At 54.7% G+C, this 23,032-nt stretch carries 20 protein-coding genes and 1 pseudogene; 4 read left to right on the forward strand and 17 right to left on the reverse strand.

Going from position 1 to position 23,032, the window contains the following annotated elements; translation table 11 throughout:
- Nucleotides 1-163: 163 nt before the first annotated feature.
- Both ACRCWW_RS13345 and ACRCWW_RS13350 read right to left on the reverse strand, forming a co-directional pair.
- Nucleotides 164-376, reverse strand: a complete 213-nt coding sequence (locus ACRCWW_RS13345) for a hypothetical protein (RefSeq protein WP_330981817.1) — start codon at nt 374-376, stop codon at nt 164-166.
- 123 nt (nt 377-499) lie between these two features.
- Nucleotides 500-2,116, reverse strand: coding sequence for a peptide ABC transporter substrate-binding protein (locus tag ACRCWW_RS13350; RefSeq protein WP_438682845.1), 1,617 nt, complete (start codon nt 2,114-2,116; stop codon nt 500-502).
- A 199-nt stretch (nt 2,117-2,315) separates the two neighbouring features.
- On the opposite strand from ACRCWW_RS13350, the gene mpaA reads away from it, so the two are divergent.
- A complete protein-coding gene (mpaA, locus tag ACRCWW_RS13355) occupies nt 2,316-3,035 on the forward strand; it encodes a murein tripeptide amidase MpaA (protein WP_438682846.1) in 720 nt (239 codons plus the stop codon).
- On the opposite strand, the gene ycjG is transcribed toward mpaA, so the two are convergent.
- Nucleotides 3,026-3,991: an L-Ala-D/L-Glu epimerase gene (gene ycjG, locus ACRCWW_RS13360; protein ID WP_438682847.1), complete on the reverse strand. Its 966-nt coding sequence runs from the start codon at nt 3,989-3,991 to the stop codon at nt 3,026-3,028. The two genes, mpaA and ycjG, sit on opposite strands and share 10 nt — an antisense overlap.
- A 102-nt stretch (nt 3,992-4,093) precedes the next feature.
- On the opposite strand from ycjG, the gene tpx reads away from it, so the two are divergent.
- Entirely contained in the window at nt 4,094-4,600 is a 507-nt protein-coding gene (tpx, locus tag ACRCWW_RS13365; RefSeq protein ID WP_404656060.1) for a thiol peroxidase, read from the forward strand.
- 37 nt (nt 4,601-4,637) lie between these two features.
- On the opposite strand, the gene ACRCWW_RS13370 is transcribed toward tpx, so the two are convergent.
- On the reverse strand, nt 4,638-5,693 hold the full coding sequence (locus ACRCWW_RS13370) for an AbrB family transcriptional regulator (protein ID WP_438682848.1): 1,056 nt from the start codon (nt 5,691-5,693) through the stop codon (nt 4,638-4,640).
- Entirely contained in the window at nt 5,686-7,227 is a 1,542-nt protein-coding gene (tyrR, locus tag ACRCWW_RS13375; protein WP_438682849.1) for a transcriptional regulator TyrR, read from the reverse strand. The genes ACRCWW_RS13370 and tyrR overlap by 8 nt, the downstream gene beginning before the upstream one ends.
- 523 nt (nt 7,228-7,750) lie before the next feature.
- Here tyrR and ACRCWW_RS13380 point away from each other — a divergent pair.
- Nucleotides 7,751-8,908 carry a hypothetical protein gene (locus ACRCWW_RS13380; protein ID WP_438682850.1) on the forward strand — a complete coding sequence of 386 codons (1,158 nt, stop codon included), beginning with the start codon at nt 7,751-7,753 and terminating at the stop codon, nt 8,906-8,908.
- Nucleotides 8,909-8,962: 54 nt separating this feature from the next.
- Here the strand turns inward: ACRCWW_RS13380 and ACRCWW_RS13385 are convergent, their stop codons facing one another.
- From ACRCWW_RS13385 to ACRCWW_RS13395, 3 genes are all read right to left on the reverse strand, one after another.
- Nucleotides 8,963-9,559 (reverse strand): HupE/UreJ family protein, encoded by a 597-nt coding sequence (locus tag ACRCWW_RS13385; protein ID WP_438682851.1) that lies wholly within the window; start codon nt 9,557-9,559, stop codon nt 8,963-8,965.
- Between the two features lie 148 nt (nt 9,560-9,707).
- Nucleotides 9,708-10,757: a TIGR01620 family protein gene (locus tag ACRCWW_RS13390; RefSeq protein ID WP_438682852.1), complete on the reverse strand. Its 1,050-nt coding sequence runs from the start codon at nt 10,755-10,757 to the stop codon at nt 9,708-9,710.
- Nucleotides 10,754-12,151 (reverse strand): YcjX family protein, encoded by a 1,398-nt coding sequence (locus ACRCWW_RS13395; protein ID WP_438682866.1) that lies wholly within the window; start codon nt 12,149-12,151, stop codon nt 10,754-10,756. The genes ACRCWW_RS13390 and ACRCWW_RS13395 overlap by 4 nt, the downstream gene beginning before the upstream one ends.
- 151 nt (nt 12,152-12,302) lie before the next feature.
- On the opposite strand from ACRCWW_RS13395, the gene ACRCWW_RS13400 reads away from it, so the two are divergent.
- Nucleotides 12,303-13,313 carry a LacI family DNA-binding transcriptional regulator gene (locus ACRCWW_RS13400; protein ID WP_438682853.1) on the forward strand — a complete coding sequence of 337 codons (1,011 nt, stop codon included), beginning with the start codon at nt 12,303-12,305 and terminating at the stop codon, nt 13,311-13,313.
- 36 nt (nt 13,314-13,349) lie between these two features.
- Here the strand turns inward: ACRCWW_RS13400 and ACRCWW_RS13405 are convergent, their stop codons facing one another.
- The 9 genes and pseudogenes from ACRCWW_RS13405 to ACRCWW_RS13445 all read right to left on the reverse strand — a co-directional run bounded on the left by ACRCWW_RS13405 (nt 13,350) and on the right by ACRCWW_RS13445 (nt 23,032).
- Entirely contained in the window at nt 13,350-14,261 is a 912-nt protein-coding gene (locus ACRCWW_RS13405) for an OmpG family monomeric porin (protein ID WP_438682854.1), read from the reverse strand.
- 74 nt (nt 14,262-14,335) lie between these two features.
- Nucleotides 14,336-15,415, reverse strand: coding sequence for an ABC transporter ATP-binding protein (locus ACRCWW_RS13410; RefSeq protein ID WP_438682855.1), 1,080 nt, complete (start codon nt 15,413-15,415; stop codon nt 14,336-14,338).
- Between the two features lie 4 nt (nt 15,416-15,419).
- A complete protein-coding gene (gene pgmB / locus ACRCWW_RS13415) occupies nt 15,420-16,106 on the reverse strand; it encodes a beta-phosphoglucomutase (RefSeq protein ID WP_438682856.1) in 687 nt (228 codons plus the stop codon).
- Nucleotides 16,103-18,376: a glycoside hydrolase family 65 protein gene (locus tag ACRCWW_RS13420; protein WP_438682857.1), complete on the reverse strand. Its 2,274-nt coding sequence runs from the start codon at nt 18,374-18,376 to the stop codon at nt 16,103-16,105. The genes pgmB and ACRCWW_RS13420 overlap by 4 nt, the downstream gene beginning before the upstream one ends.
- Nucleotides 18,370-19,427: pseudogene (locus ACRCWW_RS13425) on the reverse strand (Gfo/Idh/MocA family protein). Before ACRCWW_RS13425 ends, ACRCWW_RS13420 begins: the two are co-directional and overlap by 7 nt.
- An 11-nt stretch (nt 19,428-19,438) precedes the next feature.
- Nucleotides 19,439-20,227: a sugar phosphate isomerase/epimerase family protein gene (locus ACRCWW_RS13430; protein ID WP_438682858.1), complete on the reverse strand. Its 789-nt coding sequence runs from the start codon at nt 20,225-20,227 to the stop codon at nt 19,439-19,441.
- A 15-nt stretch (nt 20,228-20,242) separates the two neighbouring features.
- A complete protein-coding gene (locus ACRCWW_RS13435; RefSeq protein ID WP_438682859.1) occupies nt 20,243-21,292 on the reverse strand; it encodes a zinc-dependent alcohol dehydrogenase in 1,050 nt (349 codons plus the stop codon).
- A 29-nt stretch (nt 21,293-21,321) separates the two neighbouring features.
- A complete protein-coding gene (locus ACRCWW_RS13440) occupies nt 21,322-22,164 on the reverse strand; it encodes a carbohydrate ABC transporter permease (RefSeq protein WP_438682860.1) in 843 nt (280 codons plus the stop codon).
- Nucleotides 22,151-23,032: a carbohydrate ABC transporter permease gene (locus tag ACRCWW_RS13445; RefSeq protein WP_438682867.1), complete on the reverse strand. Its 882-nt coding sequence runs from the start codon at nt 23,030-23,032 to the stop codon at nt 22,151-22,153. Before ACRCWW_RS13445 ends, ACRCWW_RS13440 begins: the two co-directional genes overlap by 14 nt.

The raw sequence follows: 23,032 nt of genomic DNA on the forward strand, positions 1-23,032 counted from the left end.
GGGTTCGGCCCAGGTTTGGGTATCGTCGAGCCAGGAAGAAAGCATAAAAAAGCCCCATCAGAAAATTGATGAGGCTATTGTCGTCTACCCGCCGGATCGTTCAACCGATCATTCTGCTTAACCGATCGGTGTTAGCCCGCAGGCGGTTTTAGTACCCATGGCGTTAATGGTGCTTAAACTCTCCAGCGCTATGCTGGGGGCCAATGCGCCCGGCCTCCATCAAAATCTCTTCAATGAGCTCTTCCAGACACTCTTTGCCGTGTTTATCACAGACCAGATGGACCTGACGGGCAATTTCTTCGCCCTGCATGCCATCACAGAGTGCTGATTTAAGCATGATTGCCGCCCATCGCTTGGCTTCAGAATGCGTCAACATAAGCCCTCCCACTCCAGACTATCTTTTAAAGCGTAGTTCGCAGCGGGAGCTTTATCCATGTGAGTTACGTGGTTTTCAGACAATTAACCCGGCTGATGTGCCGGGTTAATTAAGGCACAGTTATTAATGCTTGATGATGTACATCGTCCGGCTGTACGCCACGTCTTCCGGGTTCTCAATCGGATAGCCTTTCAGCCACGGTTTGATCAAGCGCCCATTGGTGTACTGATAAATCGGGGCAATCGGAGCCTGGGAAGCAATGATTTTCTCGGCTTCGTTATAGTCTGCATTACGCGCTTTTTCGGTCGTTTCCAGCGTGGCCTGGTTAATGACTTTGTCATACGCCGGATCGTTAAAGCGTGAAATGTTGCCACTGTGGGTTGAGGTCAGCAACGACAGGAAGGTGGACGGCTCGTTGTAATCCCCCACCCAGGAAGCGCGGATCACGTCGAAGTTGCCGGTGTTACGGCTGTCGATATACGTCTTCCACTCCTGGTTTTGCAGCTTCACGTCTACGCCAAGATTCTTCTTCCACATTGAGGCCACCGCGATAGCAATTTTCTGGTGGTTCTCAGAGGTGTTGTACAGCAGCGTCAGCTTCAGCGGGCGATTCGGGCCGTACCCCGCCGCAGTCAGCAGCGTTTTTGCCTGCGCGTTCAGCTCTTCCTGACTCATTTTTTCCATTTCTGATGACTGCGGCGTAAAGCCTGCGGTCACGTCCGGCGTGAAACGCCAGGCTGGTTTTTCGCCCGTGCCCAGCACTTTGTCCGCCATGATCCGGCGATCGATAGTCATGCTTAAGGCCAGACGGACTCGCGCATCGGCGGTTGGGCCTTTCTGCGTGTTAAAGGCGTAGTAATAGGTTCCCAACTGCGGCGGCGTATAAACCTGCCCCGGAATGTCTTTCAGCAGCTGCTTGTACTGGTTTTTTGGGAACGATTCGGTGATATCAATATCTCCCGCCAGGTAGCGTTTAGTGGCGTTAGATTCCTGGTTAATCGGCACAAACGTCACCTGTTTGATGACCGTTTTGGCGTTATCCCAGTAGTTGGTATTCGGCACGACAACCAGTTTTTCGTTCACTACGCGCTCTTTCAGTACGTAGGCACCGTTGCCGATGAGCTTGCCAGGCCGCGTCCAGTTCGGATCACTTTCGACATTGGCTTTCTGAACCGGATAGAGTGAGAAGTTAGCGGTAAGATTTACGAACCATGGCAGCGGCTTATCAAGCTGTACGCGCAGGGTTTTGGCATCGACCGCCGTCACGCCCAGCTTATCGGGCGTCGCTTTGCCATCGATAATGTTCTGCGCATTGGTGATGCCGGCTAACGCTGCAAACCACGCAAATGGGGAGGTGGTTTTCGGGTCAATCAGACGCTGCCAACTGTACACGAAATCCTGTGCGGTGACAGGCGTGCCATCGGACCATTTAGCATCGTCACGCAACGTGAAGGTCCAGACGCGGTTATCGTTGGTCTGCCATTTGGTGGCAACGCCCGGAATGATGTTGCCCTTTCCGTCCTGATTGACCAGCCCTTCGAACAAGTCACGGATCACCTGAATTTCCGGCAAGCCCACGGCTTTGGCCGGATCCAGCGACGCGGGTTCATCTTTAATATGGCGAACCAGAGTCTGCTGCTGTGCCAGAACGGTACCCTGCGGCACATCCGCCGCAACAGCCAGTGAAGAGACGCCGCCCAGCGCCAGCGCATAACACAGAAGCGATACAGGAAACTTCATGGGATCCCCTTTATTCAGATAAACCCTGCCAACTTAGTCGGGTAATTATTTGTTTCGGCAGGAAGAATTGCAAACGACTTGTGACAATTAATTGACGGCTGCGCGAATATTCGTAAGAAAATGCTCACGGTAAACCCGTTGATTATCTGCCGGTTTTGCACAACACTGCCAGAAACAACACAATAATGCAGGAATGAGTATGTCTTTCACCCGACCACGTCAACAGCGCGGCGCGTTTCCGCCGGGTACGCAACACTATGGCCGTTCACTGCTGGGCGCCCCGCTCATCTGGTTTCCCGCGCCGCTGGCCGATCACAACAGTGGCCTGATCATTGCGGGCACCCACGGCGATGAAAACTCGTCAATCGTCACGCTTTCCTGTGCGCTACGTACGCTCGCGCCCGATTTACGTCGCCATCATGTGGTGCTGACCGTCAATCCGGACGGCTGCCAGTTAGGCTTACGCGCCAATGCCAACGGGGTGGATCTCAACAGGAATTTCCCGGCAGCAAACTGGAAGGCGGGTGAAACGGTCTATCGCTGGAACAGTTCGGCAGAAAGCCGTGATGTGGTTTTACTGACAGGCGACAACCCCGGTTCCGAACCAGAAACCGAGGCACTCTGTCAGCTGATTCATAAAATTCACCCGGCCTGGGTGGTTTCGTTTCATGACCCACTGGCCTGCATTGAAGATCCGCAGCAAACCGTGCTCGGGAAATGGCTGGCCGACGCCTTTGAATTGCCGTTAGTCACCAGCGTCGGCTACGCCACGCCAGGTTCATTCGGCAGCTGGTGTGCGGACATTGGCCTGCACTGCATCACCGCTGAATTCCCACCGATTTCATCCGATGAAGCCAGCGAGAAATACCTTGCCGCGATGACCGGGCTTCTGCACTGGCATCCGGAACTTCACAAATAAAGCGCACCGGTTCCAAAGCGTAGGGCCGGTTCCGCATCGACGGCTAGCCAGGTGGGGCCGTCGAGATCGGCAAAGCGCACTTTCGGTGTCAGCGGCAGTGCCGCGCTGATGGCACGGGAAGTGCAAAGCATGCAGCCAAGCATCACCTCGAAACCCTGCGCTTTGGCTTCCGCTGCCAGAGCCAGCGCTTCCGTCAATCCTCCAGTTTTATCCAGCTTCACGTTGATCATCTCGTAGCGTCCGGCGATGTTCGTCAGGCTTTCGCGGGTGTGGCAGCTTTCATCCGCACAAATCGGCAGCGGGTGAATGAAGTTAGCGAGCGCCGCATCTTCACTGGCGGGTAATGGCTGTTCAAGCATCGCCACATTTAGATCGGCAAGCAGCTGGCAGCGCGCCGCCAGCCCGTCACTGTGCCAGGCTTCGTTAGCATCCACAATCAGCGTGGCATCAGGCACTGCGGCGCGGATAGCCACCATGCGTTCACTGATCAGGTGATCGTCGAGCTTGACCTTCAGCAAATGCGCGCCCTTCTCCCACAAGGCTTTGGCACTGTTCGCCATTTGATCCGGCGTGCCAATCACCACTGTCTGCGCGGTGGTGATTCTGTCGGCAAGTTCCACCTTCGTCAGTTGAGCCAAAGATTGCCCGGCCTGGCGCGCCTCCAAATCCCACAGTGCGCAATCCACAGCGTTTCTTGCTGCACCAGCAGGGAGGAGCCGTTGGATCTCTTCACGATCCGCGCCTGCTTCAAGCTTTTCGTCAATGCTGACAATCTGTGCCATCACCGACTCGATGCTCTCACCATAGCGTGGATAAGGTGTGCATTCGCCGGTGCCTTTGACCCCATTTTCTTCAATTTCAACCACCACCACTTTCGCTTCGCTGCGGCTGCCGCGGGCGATGACAAAAGGGGTATGTAGCGGCCAGGCTTCCTCGTATACTCTCAAACTTCTCATTCCCTGCACCTCGATTTACCAGCACTAAAAGGATTTGCTGTCGTTATGATTGTTGGCATACACTAGCCGCGACGTTAACTATATGTAAACAGGAAGATAATCATGTCACAAACTGTGCATTTCCAGGGCAACCCCGTTTCCGTTCAGGGCTCCATTCCGCAGGCGGGCGCCAAAGCACCAGCATTCACTCTGGTCGCTAAGGATCTCTCCGACGTCGCACTGAGCCAGTTCGCGGGCAAGCGTAAAGTGCTTAACATTTTCCCAAGCATTGATACCGGCGTTTGCGCGGCATCCGTGCGTAAATTCAACCAACTGGCCACCGAACTGGATAACACCGTGGTTCTGTGCATCTCTGCTGACCTGCCCTTTGCCCAGTCCCGCTTCTGCGGCGCTGAAGGCCTGAGCAACGTCATCACCCTGTCCACCCTGCGTGCGCCTGAGTTCCTGCAGCAGTACGGCGTTGGCATTGCCGATGGCGCGCTGAAAGGCCTGTCCGCTCGTGCCGTGGTGGTTATCGATGAGAACGACGCTGTGGTCTTCAGCGAGCTGGTGAACGAAATCACCAACGAGCCAGACTACACCGCCGCTCTGGATGCGCTGAAAGCGTAATCCTTTCGTCCTGGCCTTCGGGTCAGGACGCTCTCCTTCACACCGCTTCAGCTCTCACCGCATAACGCGAGATAAACCGCGCAATCGCAGGTCCCGTCAGCAAAATACTGAACAACCGCAGCGTCTGCATCGCCATGATAAACGACATGTCCGCATGGCTGCCTGCCGCAATAATGGCAATCGTGTCCAGCCCGCCAGGGCTTGTTGCCAGATATGCCGTCATAAAGTCCAGCCCCAGGAGTTCGGTTAAGCCAAACGCCATCAGCGAGCACAGCAGCATCATGCAAAGAATAGAGGCGATGATTTGCGGCAGCGTTTTCAGCGCCAGCATAAAAATGGCCCGGTTGAACTTCAGCCCGATGCTCCAGCCAATCGCCATATAAGCCAGCGCCAGCAGCCATTCCGGCAGTTCAATGGTGAGCCAGCCACCGGTTTGCAGCCCTGCGCCTGTCAACATCGGAAACAGCATCACGCCAGAGGGGAAACGGCTCAGCCGCCCGAGCACACCAGCGGCCACCGTGAGCGCTATCGTCCAGACGAAATTCACATCCAGCGGCGGGAACCAGACAATCTCCTGGCTCAGCGCCTGCGCATCGCTGCCCATCGTAAATCGCACCACCAGCGCCGCCGCGCCAGCCACAAACAGCACGCGTAAATACTGCATAAAAGCGACAAGCCGAACATCCGCGCCATAATCCTGCGCCATAGCGACCATAGCGGATGCGCCACCGGGTGAAGAACCCCACGCACCTGTTGCGCCAGGCAGCGCGCTATAGCGCACCAGCAGCCATCCGGACAAGGCGCTCGCGCCGAGTGTGGCGAATAAAATCACCAGCACTATGCCCCAGTTCGCCAGTAACACGCCCAGAATGGAGGAAGTGAGCGTCTGAGCAATCATGCAGCCGATGACGGCCTGAGCAGCAAGAAAGAAAGGACGAGGAATACTGAGAGTTGAGCCGCGCAGGCTAAGGATAATCCCGGCGGCCATCGGCCCTAATAACAGGGCCGCAGGCAGATGGAAATAAAGCAAAATGGCGGAGACTGCCGCTGAAATCAGCAGCAGTTGACTCCATTGGGCCAGGCCCTTACTCATCACCCTTTTTCTGGCTCAGGCCATATTCACGCAGTTTGTTGGCAATCGCGGTATGAGACACGCCCAACCGTTTTGCCAGCTTGCGGGTGCTTGGGAAGCTGCGATAAAGCTGGGTCAGCACCGAACGCTCGAAGCGGCTGGTGATGTCGTCCAGCGACCCTTCCATCGCATCTTCGCCCACCGCGACCGTCGTGGTGTCGTAATCCGGCAGCAGGATGTCCTGCGGACGAAGTTCATAGCCTTCCAGCTGAGTCAGCGCGCGGTAAACCGCGTTTTTCAACTGTCGAACGTTGCCCGGCCAGCCATAGCGCGTCAGCACGGTGTTGAGGTCAGAAGCCAGTTTTGGACGAGCGATGCCCTGCTCATCCGCGAACCGCGCCACAAACAGTTCGGTCAGCGGCATGATGTCCTGCGGACGATCGCGCAGCGGCGGCAGGTTCAGCGTCAGCACATTCAGGCGATAATAGAGATCTTCGCGGAACAGCCCCTTCTGCACCAGTTCCACCAGGTTTTTCTGGGTGGCGCAGATAACGCGCACATCGACGTGGATTTCATGGTCTTCCCCCACGCGGCGGAAAGTGCCGTCGTTCAGGAAACGCAGCAATTTAACCTGCATGCGAGGCGACATCTCACCAATTTCATCCAGCAGCACCGAGCCACCGTTGGCCTGCTCGAAGAAACCTTTCTTGCCTTCCGGCGCGTGGCCGAACAGCTCGCTTTCCACCGCGTCTTCCGGAATCGAAGCGCAGTTCAGCGCCAGATACGGCTTTTGCGCACGCGGGCTAGCCAGATGGCAGGCATTCGCCAGCAAGTCTTTCCCGGTTCCCGTATCGCCGACGATCAGCAAAGGCGCACTGAGCAACGCCAGTTTGCGAGCCTGCTCGACGACGTGACGCATTTTCGGGCTTGCAGCGATGATCTGGCTGAACGCGCTGACGTCCTGGCTGGTCATGTTCTGCAACTGGCGGCCCATACGAAGGGTTGAACGCAGCATCACCACCGCGCCCATCAGCACACGCGTGGCGTTTTCGCCTTCCAGCGTCACAGGGGTAATTTCCAGCAGGAAGTTCTGGCCGTTGATAACCACATGCTCGGCATGAGATTCCACCGGCGATCCTTCCAGCCAGCGCAGGAAGTTAAAACCGTTAATCAATTGCCCGGCATTGTGATTGCGCAGTTTGTCCTGCGATTGCCCAAACAGCTGGCAGCTCGCCGGGTTCGCCAGCTCGACCTTGCTTTTGGTGTCCAGTGAAAGCACAGGTTCTGGCATCGCTTCAAGTAAGGCGCTCAGCGCCAGATGTTCACGCTCGGAAGGCATCCACGGCACAGTACGCACGTCGGTCACGCCAGAGATACGGCGGATTTCCGCCATCAACGTGCTGAAACTGGTAAAATCCAGCTCCGCAAAATTGAGGTAAATTCGGCCGATGGGGTCGATGTCGATACCGCGTAAGTCAATGCCCCGCAGCACCAGCAAATCAAGCAACTCACGTGTCAGACCAAGCCGATCTTCACAAAACACTTCAAGACGCATGGGAAAAGTAACCCTCATAGCCAATAACAGCGGAATGATAAGACAGTTCGCAGCTTCGAGGAAGATGGCTGTCAACAATTATTGACAGTATGGCGGGAAATCAGGCACTTTGCCGTAAAGTTTCGCGGATAGCGCAGAAAGAGGGAAGAACCTTTCACATCACTACGGACATAACGAAACATAAATCCTTCAATACAATCTCCCCACTGCCAACCCTGACCTGCTCAAATGCATCCGAAAAAGAACCTCATGTCGACCCCCATCAATTTAAAATCGACATTTAAATTTTTTTCGTGGATATTAAAGTCCAGAGATCGCTCATCGGAAATATTTACTTCAGCCAGATTGCACAGGGCTTAAATGGTAAAAAAAATGAAAATACGACTAGCCCTTAAATATTAAAACCCATTACCGCTAAAATTCAGAAAAGTGTTTTCCATGAAAAAATGGCCATTTGTAATTACTCTTTACTGACTGCTCAGTAGCAGTGTTTACTCAATTTACAAATTATTTACGAGAAATTATGAGCTCAATTACTACACGCCAAAAAAATGAAATACAGTCCACCGACGTTGTTGCTGGCGCAACAATCGCAGCGCAACAAGACCAGTCGGTAGCCGCATCCGAGGTTTACAAATCAATCTCCACGCCTTCAGCAAATTCACTAAAGTCACTTCACTCAACTAACTATGATTTAACAGCGGATGACTTTACTCATCATGCAACTGAAAATCTCCTGTATCGCGATGGTTACAAACAAATTGTTATTAACGGCAATTCTGGTGATACCGTTACTGTTCATGACTATCAGTTAGAATTAGTCAGCACTGTCACCATCGAAGGAACACAATACGATCTTTACCGTCACGAAGGGAGTCAGTCTGAATTACTGCTGGAACACGGCGTTGAGTTGAATCTGGTGTATGACAATCCACATCATTATGATCTGACCGCTCGTGATTTTGCTCAGGACGGTATCGAGAATCAACTTTATCGCGACGGCTATGAGCAGATCGTCATTAATGGAAATGCTGGTGATACAGTCACCGTCCATGACTATGATTTAAGTTTTACCACCACCCTCACCGTGGATGGTACTCTTTATGACCTCTATCGCCATGAGGGTAGCAAATCTGAACTCCTGCTTGAACACGGTATGGTGCTCGAACAGGTTTATGACAATCCTCACACCTACGACCTGACTGCCGATAATTTCGCGCATGATGGTGTTGAAAACCAACTGTTCCGTGATGGTTACGATCAGATAGTGATCAACGGCAATGCTGGTGACACGGTCAATGTGCATGATTACGACCTCGATTTCACCTCGACAATCACTGTTGAAGGCGAGCAATACGATCTGTATCGCCATGAAGGTAGCCACTCAGAGCTGTTAATTGAGCATGGCGTTAACCTGAATCAGGTTTACGATAACCCGCATGTTTATGATCTTGACGCGAAAGATTTCGCCACTCAGGGCCAGGAAGACGCCGTATTCCATGATGGCTACGAACAACTGGTTATCAACGGTAACCGGGGCGATACCGTTAATGTTCATGATTACTCGCTGGATATGGCAGGCTCTGTTACGGCAGGTGGAGTTCAGTACGACGTCTACCGTCATGAAGGCAGCCACTCAGAACTGTTACTGCAGCATGGCGTTGAACTGCATCAGCTCTAAGTTTTAGTCCACAAAGGTAATAGCCACCTGCTTCGCAGGTGGCTATTACTTCTATTAGAGTATCCACACGGTTGCAGCGAGAAGGCCTATTCCGGTAAGCGAAGCACAACCGCCGAGCACACGCACCCAGCGTTGCTGCACTGAAGACCGGATAATAAGCCAGCCGATACCCAGACCGGCCAAATGCAGCCCGGCTGTCGCGAGAACCATGCCAGAGAGCGCAGCAACAGAGTGAGAAAGCTCCGCACCGTGCGCCAGCCCATGGAAAATCGCAAAAGCACCAATGACGAACGCCCCCGTCAATGCGGGCAATTTCAACTGCAATGCCACCATCGCCCCAAGGCCAAGCAGCGAGACCGCGACAATAATTTCTGTGCCGCTTAACGTCACACCCGCCATACCTGCTAATGCGCCTGCCAGCAGCAACCCCGCAAAGGCCAATGGCGCAAGCCACCACTGACGGGTATTCATGGCGCTCCAGATCCCCACCAGCAGCATAACAATCAGGTGATCGGCCCCGGTCAGCGGATGAAGAAAGCCCTCGGCAAAACTTAAGGTGTGATGCGTGCCGCCGTCCTGCCCGACATGGGCCAGAGCCAGCGCTGGAAATAAAGAGAGTAGCGACATCGCCACCTTGCTGATATTACGCATAAAAGACTCCCCTGAAGAATAATGTCCTTGCAGGGGAAAGCGATAACACATCAGACAGGTGAATGTCTCATAGCACTTTCTTCTGGCTGCTGAGAATGTGACATTCACCTGATTTATGTGTGGATAATTATTTACACCGGACAGCGTTCTATGAAGATTTCCGGTTCACGGTCTCTTTCAGCTGCCCAATCAGCTCGCGGCGGAAATCGCCGAGCTTCGGCTTATCGTTGTCGATCCAGGGCAACGGACGGCATACTTCCATCGCTTTGATGCCCAAACGTGCCGTCAGCAACCCTGCCCCGATGCCCTGAGCGGCGCGAGCAGAAAGGCGCGCGGCAAGATCCTGCGACATCCAGTCCATGCCCACTTCACGCACCAGTTCGCTGGCGCCGGCAAAAGCGATATTCAGCAGCACTAAACGGAACAGACGCAGGCGGCTGTAATAACCCAGTTCGATGCCATACAGCGTGGCGATGCGGTTAATCAGGCGTAAGTTGCGCCAGGCGATAAAAGCCATATCCACCAGCGCCAGCGGGCTGACGGCAATCATCAGCGTGGATTCAGCGGCTGAGCGGCTAATTTCACGACGAGCTTGAGCATCCAGCACAGGCTGAACGAGATGCGAATACAGCGTGACCACTTCACGGTCGTTTTGCGTTTCATGAAGAGACGCATACCAGCGCTGAAGTGCCGGATGGGATTTATCAATTCCCGCCTGCTCAGCCAGTTTCTCGCAGAATGCGCGCCCTTTACCATTTCCGTGGCTATGCAGCAGATCCCGCGCTTCGTCACGTTCCTGCGCGCGCTGACGCAAACGCCATAAACGTCGCCATTCAGTGGCAACAGAGCCAACGCCAGCCCCGACAATCAACGCCCCTGCTGCGCAGCCACCCAGGGCGACCCAATCCTGGGTCTGCCAGGCATTCATCGTCCACTGCACGCCTTGCGCGACCACGCTCACGCCAAACAGCGTCAGCCCCGCAGTGACCATTTTGCGCCACAGGCTGCGTTTTGGGCGCAGCGCCGCTTCTACCACGGCTTCCGCCTGCCCTTCATCTTCCAGCGGCGAGTCAATCAGCGCAGGCGCAAAGGTGTCAGCCTGGCTTTGTTCGAACGTCTGGGCGCCCCGCAGTTGCTCACTTTTTTCCGCTTCCAGCGGCCCGGCGAAATCGATTCGCGGTTTTAACGGTTCGCTCATCGCAATTTATCTCCAATCAAAAACTCCAGCGCCGCATCCAGACGGATGTGCGGCAGCGGTTTGTCCACGTCCATCACCTGCGGGCGAAAGGCTTCGAACTGGAAGCCCTGCTTTTCCCAGAATGCCTGACCCGGCAGCCTGGCTGGCACTTCGCCCGGATAGACCGTCAGCGGTTGGCCGTCGCTCAGGCGATTCCCTCGCAGCGCCGGGATCTTCTCGCCGTCGACGTCAATCAGCCCACTTTGCGTCGCCTGTACGGAAGCCAGCCCCATGCAATCCATACTGATGCCCTCAAATGCGGCGTTCTGCCATGCATCCTGGATCAGCTGCTGAAGCAGTGAAACCATGTTGGCATGTTGATCGACGGTCACGTGATCGGCTTTGGTGGCCGCAAACAGCAGTTTGTCGATAACCGGCGAGAACAAACGGCGGAACAGCGTGCGCTGCCCATAATGAAAACTTTGCATCAGCTGCGTCAGCGCCAGGCGCATGTCATTGAACGCCTGAGGCCCGCTGTTGAGCGGTTGCAGGCAGTCCACCAGCACAATTTGCCGATCGAATCGCAGGAAGTGATTTTTATAGAACCCTTTGACCACATGCTCGCAGTAGTAGTCGAAACGTGCACGCAGCATACCTGCGTTCGTGTGTTTGTCAGCTTGCGCCAGACGAGCTTCACCAACGCCGTCGACATCCGGCCATGGGAAGAATTGCAGCGCAGGTGCGCCTGCCATATCGCCCGGTAAAACAAAGCGCCCCGGCTGGATAAAATGCAGTCCTTCTTGCTTACAGGTATGCAGATAATCGGTCCACGCCTGGGCGATTTCAGCCAGACGGTTCTCATCGGCCGGAGCCAACGGGTCGAGCCCTTCACACAGCTTGCGCCAGCGTTCAGACCACTCACCGCGCTGGCCCTGTAGCAGCCCGGTCATCTGGCGTGACCAGCTCAGGTAATCCTGCGCCAGCATCGGTAAATCGAGCAGCCATTCGCCCGGGTAATCGACAATCTCCAGGTAAAGCGTCGAGGTATCTTTAAAGTGACGCAGCAAAGAGTCGTTAGAACGAAAACGCAGTGCGAGGCGAATTTCACTCACCCCTCGCGTCGGCGTCGGCCAGGTCGGCGGTGTGCCATACAGCTGGGCGAGCCCTTCGTCGTAGGTAAAGCGCGGAATACCAAAATCGCGCTGCGGCACACGCTTCACGCCGAGCAGACGCTCTTCACGCACCGCGCTCAGCAGAGGCATTCGCGCCCCCGCATGCAGGTTCAGCAACTGATTCACCAGCGCGGTGATAAATGCGGTTTTACCGCTGCGGCTAAGCCCGGTGACGGCGAGGCGCAGATGTCGGTCCACGCCGCGGTTCACCAGAGCGTTAAATTCGCTTTTGAGTCGGTTCATCGCCATTCTACAGTATCCGCTATAACCCTTTCCTTAAGGATACATGACATAGGGGTCATAAAGAGAATTATCAACCGCACCGTGCTGTATTTCAGGCTTTTTCTCCAGTAAGATGCCTCTGATTGACTCTACCATGGAGATCGGCAGGTGTATGTCACCCACTATTTATGATATTGCCCGGGTTGCCGGTGTTTCAAAATCTACCGTTTCGAGAGTACTGAATAATCAAACCAATATTTCTCCGGAAGCGCTGGAAAAAGTTCAGCGGGCGATTAAGGAATTAAATTACCAGCCGAATAAACTTGCACGCGCCCTCACCTCGTCAGGCTTTGATGCCATTATGGTGATATCGACTCGCTCCACCAAAACGACCGCCGGAAATCCTTTCTTCGCAGAAGCGCTACACGCTATTTCCGCCAGAGCGGAAGACGAAGGTTTTGATGTGATATTACAGACATCAAAAAGCAGCGAGGATGACTTGCTGAAGTGCGAAAATAAAATTCGCCAGAAGCTTATCAAGGGCATCATTATGCTGAGTTCGCCAGCTGATGAGATTTTTTTCTCGCGGCTCGATCAATATGGTATTCCGGTGGTGGTGATCGGTAAAGTTGAAGGTGAATATCAGAACGTCTATTCCGTGGATACTGATAATTATCAGGACAGTATTTCATTGACCGACGCGTTGATTTCCCGTGGGCATCAAAAAATTGCCTGTTTGCATGCGCCTCTTGATTATCACGTGTCGATTGACCGCCTCTCCGGCTATAAAGAAAGCCTGGCGCGTCACGGTATTCCGCTTAATCTTGCATGGATGATTGACAGCGGTTATACCCACGAAAGCGCGCTGGCTGCCGCCAAACAGCTGCTTTCCATGGAAGCGAGACCCGAGGCGGTTTTCGCCACCGACAGCATGAAACTGGTGAGCCTTTACCGCGCAGCGGTTGAGTTGAATATCGACATTCCTCAGGAGCTTGGCGTGGTGGGTTACAGCAACGAAACGCTCTCTTTCCTGCTGTCGCCGTCACCGGGTGGCATTGATGTGCCCGCCTATGAGCTTGGAGCGCAGAGTTGCGACCGGTTATTCAAATGCCTCTCCGGCAAAACCGGGCCGAAGCGAATGACGGTCGCCACGCGAATTTCGCTGGCCGATTCTTTGACCTGACAGGACTGACCGGGCCTCTGCCCGGTCTGCATGTCTTCAGAACGCGTAGTTAATCCCAACGCCCGCATAGTGGAACCGGTCATCATCGCCCTCGTCGTGGTGCTCCCACTCGTAGGCGTATTCCAGCGACACGGAGATTCCGTTGTCGAAGTCATGGGCATACTGCAGGCCCAAACGATTAAAGTCGTGCCCTTCACGCGTCGGATCGTCCTGCCAGTCCCAGTTGGTCCAGCGATCAAGACCTAGCCGGGTGTACGGCGTAACGGTGGTAGAACCGAAAGAGATGGGCAGATAGATGCGCATTTCCTGGGTGGAAAACTCGCCGTTGTTTCGGCTTGCATCCATGTTAAAGCCACGCTCGAGATAATAATTGGTCTGAAGTGAGACATTTTCGTTAATTTTCCAGGTCAACCCGGTTTCGGTTTCGACGCGGCTATCGGCATATCCGGTTTGATCCAGGTCGTTGGCAAATTGATACATCGCGAGCCAGCCGTTGAAATGCCAGTCATCACTTAAACGCAGATTCCAGTCAGGCTGCACTTTATAACGCTGCATATTGGCTGTGCCTGCATCTTTATTATTTTCATCTTTAAAGTGATATCCATAATTACGAATTCCACCGGTTAATCCTAGTGTGAAATCATCGCCATCGAGCACCTGATAGCGAATTTCCAATTCCGGGCGATTAAAATAAGTGCCGCGGCGAGTCATGCTGCTGTAATCCACCGGACCTTCCTGATACATCGCCACGGCGATTTTCCATGGCCCCTTTGAAGCATTAAACCAGACCGACGGTTCATATAAACCATCCGCATCATCAGCCTGCCCTTCAATGTTTTCACTTTCATACATTGCGCCAACATTGAATTTCCAGCCATCATCTTCCGCATGAGCGGAAACTGCACAGACGCTAAATAGCAGCGCTGCGCACCGAGGTAATGTGTTCATAATAAAATCCTTTTAGTGCAACGACAGGGTAAAAAGGGGGAATAAACTATCCCCCCTAAAACTTCATATTTTTATTAGCGAATAGCAACTTCTGATTCAATATCGAAGAAATGACTTTTCTCCATATCAAAAGTCAGCCCAATACTTTCTCCGGCAAAATAATCACAGGCTGACGGTGCACGAACCACCAGCTCATGTCCGCCCACGGTGACGTACAGCATAAATTCCGCCCCCGTCAGTTCCGCAACGCTGATGCGTGCTTTCACCGCACCTTCGCCGGAACCCGTAAGGATATCTTCCGGGCGAATGCCCATCACAATGGCTTTGCGCTGATAGCCTGCGGCGTTAAGCGCGCTCATTTTGTCTGCCGGGATCGGCAGGCGCAGGGTTTCGGTGACAAAGTCTGTGCCGTCGATAGCGCCGCGAATAAAGTTCATGGCAGGCGAGCCGATAAACCCGGCGACAAACATATTGGCCGGCTGGTTGTACACCTGCTTTGGTGCCCCAACCTGCTGCACAATACCGTCTTTCATGATCACGATCCTGGTCGCCATGGTCATGGCTTCGGTCTGATCGTGGGTGACGTAAACCATAGTGGTGTTCAGCTTTTGATGCAGTTTGCAGATTTCCGCGCGCATCTGCACGCGCAGCTTGGCATCAAGGTTCGACAGCGGTTCATCCATCAGGAATACGCCCGCTTCGCGAACGATCGCGCGTCCCAAAGCCACACGCTGGCGCTGACCGCCCGACAATGCGCCAGGTTTGCGCTTGAGATACTCACGCAAGCCCAGAATCTGCGCCGCCCAGCTCACACGCTCTTCAATCACTTCCGGTGCGATCTTCTGCATCTTCAGCCCGAACGCCATATTGTCGTACACGGTCATGTGCGGATAGAGCGCGTAGTTCTGAAACACCATTGCGATATTGCGCGACTTGGCAGGGACGTCGTTCATACGCACGCCGTCAATCATCAGATCGCCGTGGCTTATCGCCTCAAGCCCGGCAATCATACGCAGGGTGGTCGATTTTCCGCAGCCGGACGGCCCGACCAGCACGATAAATTCTTTATCTTCGATTTCGAGGTTGAAATCTTTCACCACGTGAACGTGGTTGTCGTAAATTTTCTGAATATGTTGCAGTGAAAGTTGTGCCATACCTTTATTCCTCTAAGGCTTCCGTAACCGGGTTCCTGGTTTTCCAGTAAGCCGCCAGTCGCGGCCAGTTCAGTTCGTGCGTTGACGCAAGTAACAACCCGGCGCCCTGCAAATCCTTACCAATCCCGACAGACGCCATTCCACTGGCGTTGATTGCCTCTATGCCCGCCTGCGCGTCTTCTACGCCGAGAGCATTTTGTGGGACGACTCCCAGGCCGTCACACGCAGCCAGAAAAATATCCGGTGCCGGTTTGGAGTGCTTAACGCGCGCGGCATCAGCACAATAATCAAAGAGATGAGCAATGCCCAGCGCCGAAAGAATGGCGGGCGCATTCAGCGACACCGAAGCGAGGCCGATACGAATGCCTTTTTGACGCAGCGTGACGATCAGGTCTTTGATGCCCGGCAGAATGGACTGCGGTGTCAGTGAAGCCAGTGATTCCACATAGCAGGCATTTTTACGTGCCGCAATCGCCTGACGCTCGGCCTCCGTAAAATCAGCCGCCCTGCCACCGTGCTCCAGAATGCGCTCCAGCGAGGCCAGACGACTGATCCCCTTAAGCTGCTCGTTGAACTCTTCATCAATCACAATCCCAATCGCCTGCGCCGCATCGCGCCAGGCGAGAAAATGCAGATGCGCAGTGTCGGTAATCACCCCATCAAGGTCGAAAATAACCGCCTGAAGTTTCATACAACGCCCTCTCTGGTAGCGGTCCCACTTTTGCTGTTTAAAAAATCGGACTTCGCATAACGTACTTCACCGTCGATACAGACTTCGCGGCCCCACAGCCACAGTGAAAGCTCTTGCGTAGTGGTCAGCACAATCTCGTCGGCGGTGATGTCGAGCTGTAATCGCACACCGTGCCAGCATAATGGCACCCGCAGACTGCGCCATGCTTCAGGCAGCGTCGGGGACAGATGCAGTTCACCGTCGCAAACGGACAGCCCCGCAAACCCTTGCACCGCGCCGAGCCAGATGGCTCCTGTCGCCGCTGCATGAATGCCGTCGTCGCTGCTGTGCGGATCATCGCCCAAATCAATCTCACACCCGGCCTGCCAGAAGCGCCAGGCTTCCTCAGGTTGCCCACTGCGTGCGGCCACTATGCCGTGGATAGCTTTGCTTAAGGACGAATCGTGGATCGTTCTCGGCTCGTAATAGGCCAGATTGGCAAGGCATTCCTCCGCGGAGAACCGTTCCGGCAGCATATACGTCAGCATCACCACGTCGGCCTGTTTGAGGATTTGCATCTCGTTGACTTCTGCCCGCGAATAGTCCAGCAGGATGGTCTGCTTCCCGGCTTTCGCCTTGTACTTGCTGAGATCGATAGTCGGCTTGCTGAAGAACGTATCGTCCTGTGCCAGTACGCCCTGTTCGTTGGCTTTCGGCAGCCACAAGCGTTGCAGAAAATTCGCCGCGTTTTGTGCAAACGCAGGCTGAACCTCACCAAACTGACGGGAAAAATGCAGCGCTTTTTCGACGTTGTGCCAGGCCAGATAGTTAGTAAAGGCGTTGTTGTTCACGTGCTCGGTGTATTCATCAGGCCCGATAACGTCGTGAATTTCCAGCCGCCCATTGGCTTCTACCGCACGGCTCATCCAGAACGTGGCTGTTTCTGTTAGCAGCGCAACGCCCTCTTCGCGCATAAACGCTTCGTCCTGCGTCGCATGCCAGTAGTTCACCACTGCCCAGGCGATATCCGCCACCAGGTGATGTTCCGCCAGTGCGGAAGCCACTTTTTGCCGCAGCCCTGTGCGAATATTGATGGCGGCAAACTCTGGCGTCTCTTCCTGTCCGCTCTGAGCGCTTTCCCACGGGAACAGCGCACCGTGCCAGCCATTGCGTCGTGCTTTTTCACGCGCACCGGCCAGATTCAGATAACGATAGCGCAGCAGGCTGCGGGCCGTTTCCGGGCGAGTCATCAGGTGATACGGCAGTAAAAAGACTTCCGTATCCCAGAACACATGCCCTTTATAGCCTTCCCCGGTCAGCGCTTTCGCCGCAATACTCACGCGTTCGTCATGTGTAGGGGTCATGGCCGCAAGATGATAGTGGGCAAAATCAAGCGCCACCTGATCCCTCGAATCCGTAGAATCGACTACCACGCGGTTCGAGCGCCATATCTGCTGCCACATCGCCTGCGACTCGGCACGCAGCGCTTCGAAGCCAGGCGCGGCACAAGCCTGAAGGTCGTTCAGACAGCGGCGGCAGAAGGTGTCCAGCGACAGCGTGTCCGGCTGGCGCTTCACAATCCAGTTAATTTTTTCGAAAGTGACACTGTCACCCACAGCTAAGCTGAGCGTGCTGTTTTGCAGCAGCTTACGGTTCTTCGCGGTGAAGCAACTGTCCGCAGGCTGGCTGAGCTGGCAGTGGCTGGTGATCACCACTTCGTGACTGCCAGACTGCGTTGCCCATGCGCCCTGCAATACCTGCTGACCAAACACGCGCAGTGAGAGCTCATCCAGATGCTGGCGACCGCTGTTGGTCTGCGTGCCGTCAATACCGCTGGAGAGTGAAAGCGTGACGTCCCGATCCAACGCCGTGACCGTAAACTGCATCGCCAGCAGTGGATGCTGCGCCATGGAAGCAAAACGACGGCTGGCAATCTGCACGCGCGCACCGGAGGGAGCGCGCCAGATAACCTCACGGCATAGTTCGCCGCAGCTAAAATCCAGCTCGCGCTGCCAGTGTTCAGGCTGGCCGCTCATCAGCGTGAAAGGCTCGCCGTTCACCTCAAGCTGTACGCCTGTCACATCCGGCAAATTCACCAGTTCATTGGTTTCACCGCGACCGGCACAGTGGTACAGCCCGGCCAGATACATCCCGCGCGTTTGCTGGGTGTAGTCCTCTTCGTGCGTGGCGCGCACGCCCATATAGCCATTGCCCGTGGTCATCAACGAGGCAAATTTATTCAGGCTATGCGGGTTAAAGGCCGGATCGCTCAGTTTTGTGGTCTTCAACATACCGCCACCCAATCACCCTTTTCCGCCGACGCATACAGCGCCGCCACTAGCTGCTGAATGATATAGCCCTGCTCAGCATCGGCAATCATCACCGGTTGACCCTGCACATGATTGACGAAGGCTTCCATGCTGCGGAAATGGCGATTATCGTCGGCCTGTTCACGCTGCGTCAGGGTATGCAGTTCACCATTCACATCGTTGTAAATATGGGCAGGGAACAGCGTCGCGCCTGCGTTTTCGCCGCAGAAACTCACGTTCATTTGCGACTGTTCAGCGATATTAAGCACAAACGAAGTATCGAGCCGCAGCAAGCCGCCGTTCTGAAATTCAATGGTGCCAAACAGCGCATCTTCGACCGTGAACTGCGCGGGATCCCATTCGCCAAACTGGCCGCGATTTTTGGTGGTACCCAGTTTCTGGAAACTGTGCGCCATGACGCGGCGGACGGCCGGGAAACCAAGCACATACATTGCTGCATCCAGCATATGGATACCGATGTCAATGAGCGGCCCACCGCCCTGCATGGCTTTATTCGTGAATACGCCCCAGCCAGGTACGCCGCTGCGACGCAGCGCTGTTGCGGTAGTCAGATACACCTCACCAAACGTGCCTGCCTGCATTTTTTCACGCAGCAGCTGTGCGTCCAGGGAGAAGCGGTGATGAAAATCATAGGCCAGGACTTTGCCCTGTTTGTGCGCCATCTGGCGCATCTCGTCCGCCTGCTGCGGGGTCATCGCAGGCGGCTTCTCACACATCACATGGCAGCCTGCTTCTAATGCAGCCATGACGTGTTCAAAATGGAAACGGTTAGGCGAACAGACGCTGACAATATCCGGCTGCGCTTCCTGCAGCATCAGGCGTAAATCATCGTAACTGCCGCTGATGTCATTTTTTACCGCGAACGCCTGCGCCTGCTCCAGGCGGCTGTCACAGACAGCCACCATTTGCAGATCGCTTCGTGTCGCGTAGTACGACGCATGGACTTTATCCGCCACCTGCCCGCACCGATAATGGCGACGCGCAACGGGGCGACAGCTGTAGCACTTTTCACGCGATAACCTCTCAGCACTCACGCAGGTAAATAAGGGAATCCTGATACGCTTTCGCCAGATCGTCAGCGCGCACGCGGCATTCATACACCACATAACCCGGATAGCGGTCCTCACGCAGTTGATCAAACAACGCCGTGAAATTCAGACTGCCACTGCCCGGCTGATAGCGATGGTTGTCGGCAATGTGCACGTGCCCCAGCAGATCGCGGTTAGCATGCAGCGCCTCTGCAATGTCATCTTCTTCGATATTCATGTGGTAGAAATCGCCGATGATTTGCGTGTGCTTCAGGCCATTTTCAGTGATGTAGCGACGCGCATCCGCCAGGGTGTTGATCATGTGATCCTGATAGCGGTTCAACGGCTCCAGCAGAACGGTCGTTCCTGTGCGCCCTGCGACTTCATCCAGGAAACGCAGCGAGTCACTCACTGCTTTGCGATCGCCGTCCAGGCTACGAGGCGACGTCATCGGCGGCAGACGGAAGGTAAACATCCCCCACGCCGCAGGCACCACGATGCCTTTGCCGCCCACTTCAGCCAGCGCTTCAAGAATGTGCGCAATCTGCTGCAAACCGTTCAGACGACGCTCTTCAATGAAGTCACCAATCCAGCCGTCATAACCGCCGCACGCAGTGGTGACCGGCAGCCCGGTTTCTTTGATTGCGGCTTTCACTTCTGCCAGATTGTTGACCAGTAAGCGACCGTCGATTTCATAACCGTCAAACCCCATCGTTTTGATATAACGAAACTTCTCCAGAATGTTTTCCGGGAAAAAAGCCTGATTCTGTGTTGCAATTTTCATGTTCTGCTTCCTTGCTTAAAAAGTGACGCCCATTTTGATACTCAGCTCTGGCTGCTTATCGACAAATTTCATGTAGCTTTCCGGGCTTTCGCTGAACGGCACGACCGGATCGATCAGGTCTTCGCAGTTCAGGTAGCCGTTCATCAGCAGTTCCCAGCAGGTCTCTTCGATGCGCTTACGGTTCCAGCGCGGGTAGTCTGGGTTTGGCTCGCTGCACGCACGGGAGAAGACAATTTTGGCGTTATTGAAGTGCGCTTCACGGCCAAAATTGACGCCATTAAACGGTTTCGCAAAAGCGACATACGAAATGGTGCCGCCATAAGCCAGACCGCGCAGTGCCGATTGCAGCGCATCGCCGTGGCCGCTGGTTTCGATGATCACGTCCGCGCCCTGCTTGCCGGTCAGCTTTTTGATTTCAAGCCCCACGTCGGTAGCCATCGGGCTCATACAGACGTCCGCGCCATGACGACGGGCGATTTCACAGCGATGGGAAATCGGATCGACGCCAATCACCACCGATGCCCCTGCTTTTTTCGCCAACTGCACAGCTATCTGACCAATCGCGCCGAGGCCAATCACCACGACGAAATCGCCCACGCGTACGTTGGCATCACGCACGCCGCTCATCGCGAACTGTGCCGGGTCATAGCAGACCGCGTTTTTCCAGGATGCTCCTTCTGGCATCTTGCGCAGCTTGTAGTTATTGACGGCATTCACGATGACGGTTTCCGCCAGCGGGCCATAGCAGCACACGCTTTCTCCTTCGTGATATTCGGTTACCTCAGCGCCACATTGAATGATGTCGCCGACAACCATGTTGCCGAGCTGAAATTTGCCAAACTCAATACCACGCGGCGCGTTAGCATCACGGGCGGTAAACAGTTGCCATTCAGCGTTGAACTCTTCATCGATAAACGGGCTGGCGGCGCGGAAATCCACCACTTCCGTTCCGTGCTTCGGCGCGCCGTAGCGCACGCGGATTTTCACTTCATTTGCCGCAACCTGAGTATCCTGATAGTCCACTAAAGCCGCGACGCGCGGGGCTGTTGCTACTAATTTTTTCATCACTGATTCCTTGTCAAAAACTGGCCGCCTCAGCCCTTAACGCCACCGGCGGTCAAACCACTTTTGATAAAGCGCTCTGAAAGCGCGTACATGATCACCACAGGCAGCGCTGTCACCAGCGAAGCCGCCATCATTCTTCCCCAGATGTAGTCAGGGGTGCTGAACAGCGTGTTGAGCCCTACCGGCAGCGTGAAGTTTTCCGCGCTGGAGAGGAAAATCGAGGCAAACAGATAGTCGTTCCACGCCACCATGAAGCAGTAGACGAATACCGAAATGAGCCCGGACATCGCCAGCGGCACGGTAATGCGGAAGATGATCTGCAAGCGATTCAGACCGTCCATCATTGCCGCTTCTTCGATCTCGTTCGGGATAGTATCGAAGTAGCTCTTCAGCATGAAAATGGCGGTTGGCAGCGTCTGGGTGACCATCGTCAGGATCAGCGCCAGCTCCGTGTCATAGATACCGAGCGCGGTGATGATTTTGAACAGCGGCACCACCAGCAATATCCCTGAGAACATATAGACGGTGTAGAAGCTGGCGTTAATAGTTTCGCGACCGCGAAAACGCAGCTTCGAGAGCGCCCAGGCACCCAGTGTGCCGAGGAACAGCGCGATGGCCGACGAAACCAGCGACACCACCAGGCTGTTGCGGAAGTAGCTGACGAACGGGAAGATCAGCGGATTGAAAATGTCGATGTAATGCTCGAACGTCCACTCGCGCGGCAGCAGCGTCGGGTGCAGCGATATCGCCTCTTTCGCACTTTTGAACGAGGTCATCAGCATCACAAAGAACGGAAACAGCGTGAAGCCCAGGAATAACGCGAGGCCGACATAAAAGATCACGCGGTTCCAGCGACGTTTATTTGTTGTCATTGAAGTTCACCCGCTTTCTGGTCAGAAGAATGACTGCAAAAATAATCACAAACAGCACCACGGAAATCGCCGCCGCTTTGCCCAGGTCATTAAAGGCAAACGCCGTTTTGTAGAGATAAACGCCGAGGATATCGACCTTCGTCGTCAGCAAATAAACGTCGGCGAACATGTAGAACATCCAGATGGTGCGCAGCGTAACAACCGTTGCCAGTACCGGCATGATGGCTGGCAGCGTAACAATGCGAAAACGCTGCCAGGCATTCGCGCCGTCCATCTCCGCCGCTTCATACAGCGACTTGTCCACGGTCTGCAAAATCGCCAGGAACGAGATGAACGCGTACGGGAAATAGCGCCAGATGGCGAACAGCACAACCAGCACAAAACTGCTGCCCGGGTTGTCGAACCACAGCGGCGCTTGCTTATAGAGTCCAAGCAGATCGACGCCCAGGTAGTTCACGATGCCGTAGCCATTGTTGAACATGTATTTCCACGCAAACACCAGAGAGATGGATGGCGTAACGTAGGACAGCAAAACCAGAGAACGCGCCGTTTTACGCAGGCGAAACTCACGGTTGAAAAATATCGCCACGCCCAGGCCCATTCCGGTGCTGCCCAGCACCACCAGTGCGGTGTACCAGAACGTCATCCACAGCGAGTGCCAGAATCCCGCATCGCTCAGAATGCGGACATAGTTATCGAGCCCGACAAACGTTGATTCAATGCGCGGGTTAAGCGGCAGGCGCAGGAAGCTTATCTCGATATTGGAGATCATCGGCCAGGCCACCAACCCTGCCAGAAGCAGCAGGCTGGGGCCAAGCAACAGCAGGGCAAACGGTAAGTCGGAGCGGCCCGACATGAACTTCTTCAT

This window comes from Scandinavium sp. (assembly GCF_051650185.1).
Taxonomy (GTDB): domain Bacteria; phylum Pseudomonadota; class Gammaproteobacteria; order Enterobacterales; family Enterobacteriaceae; genus Scandinavium.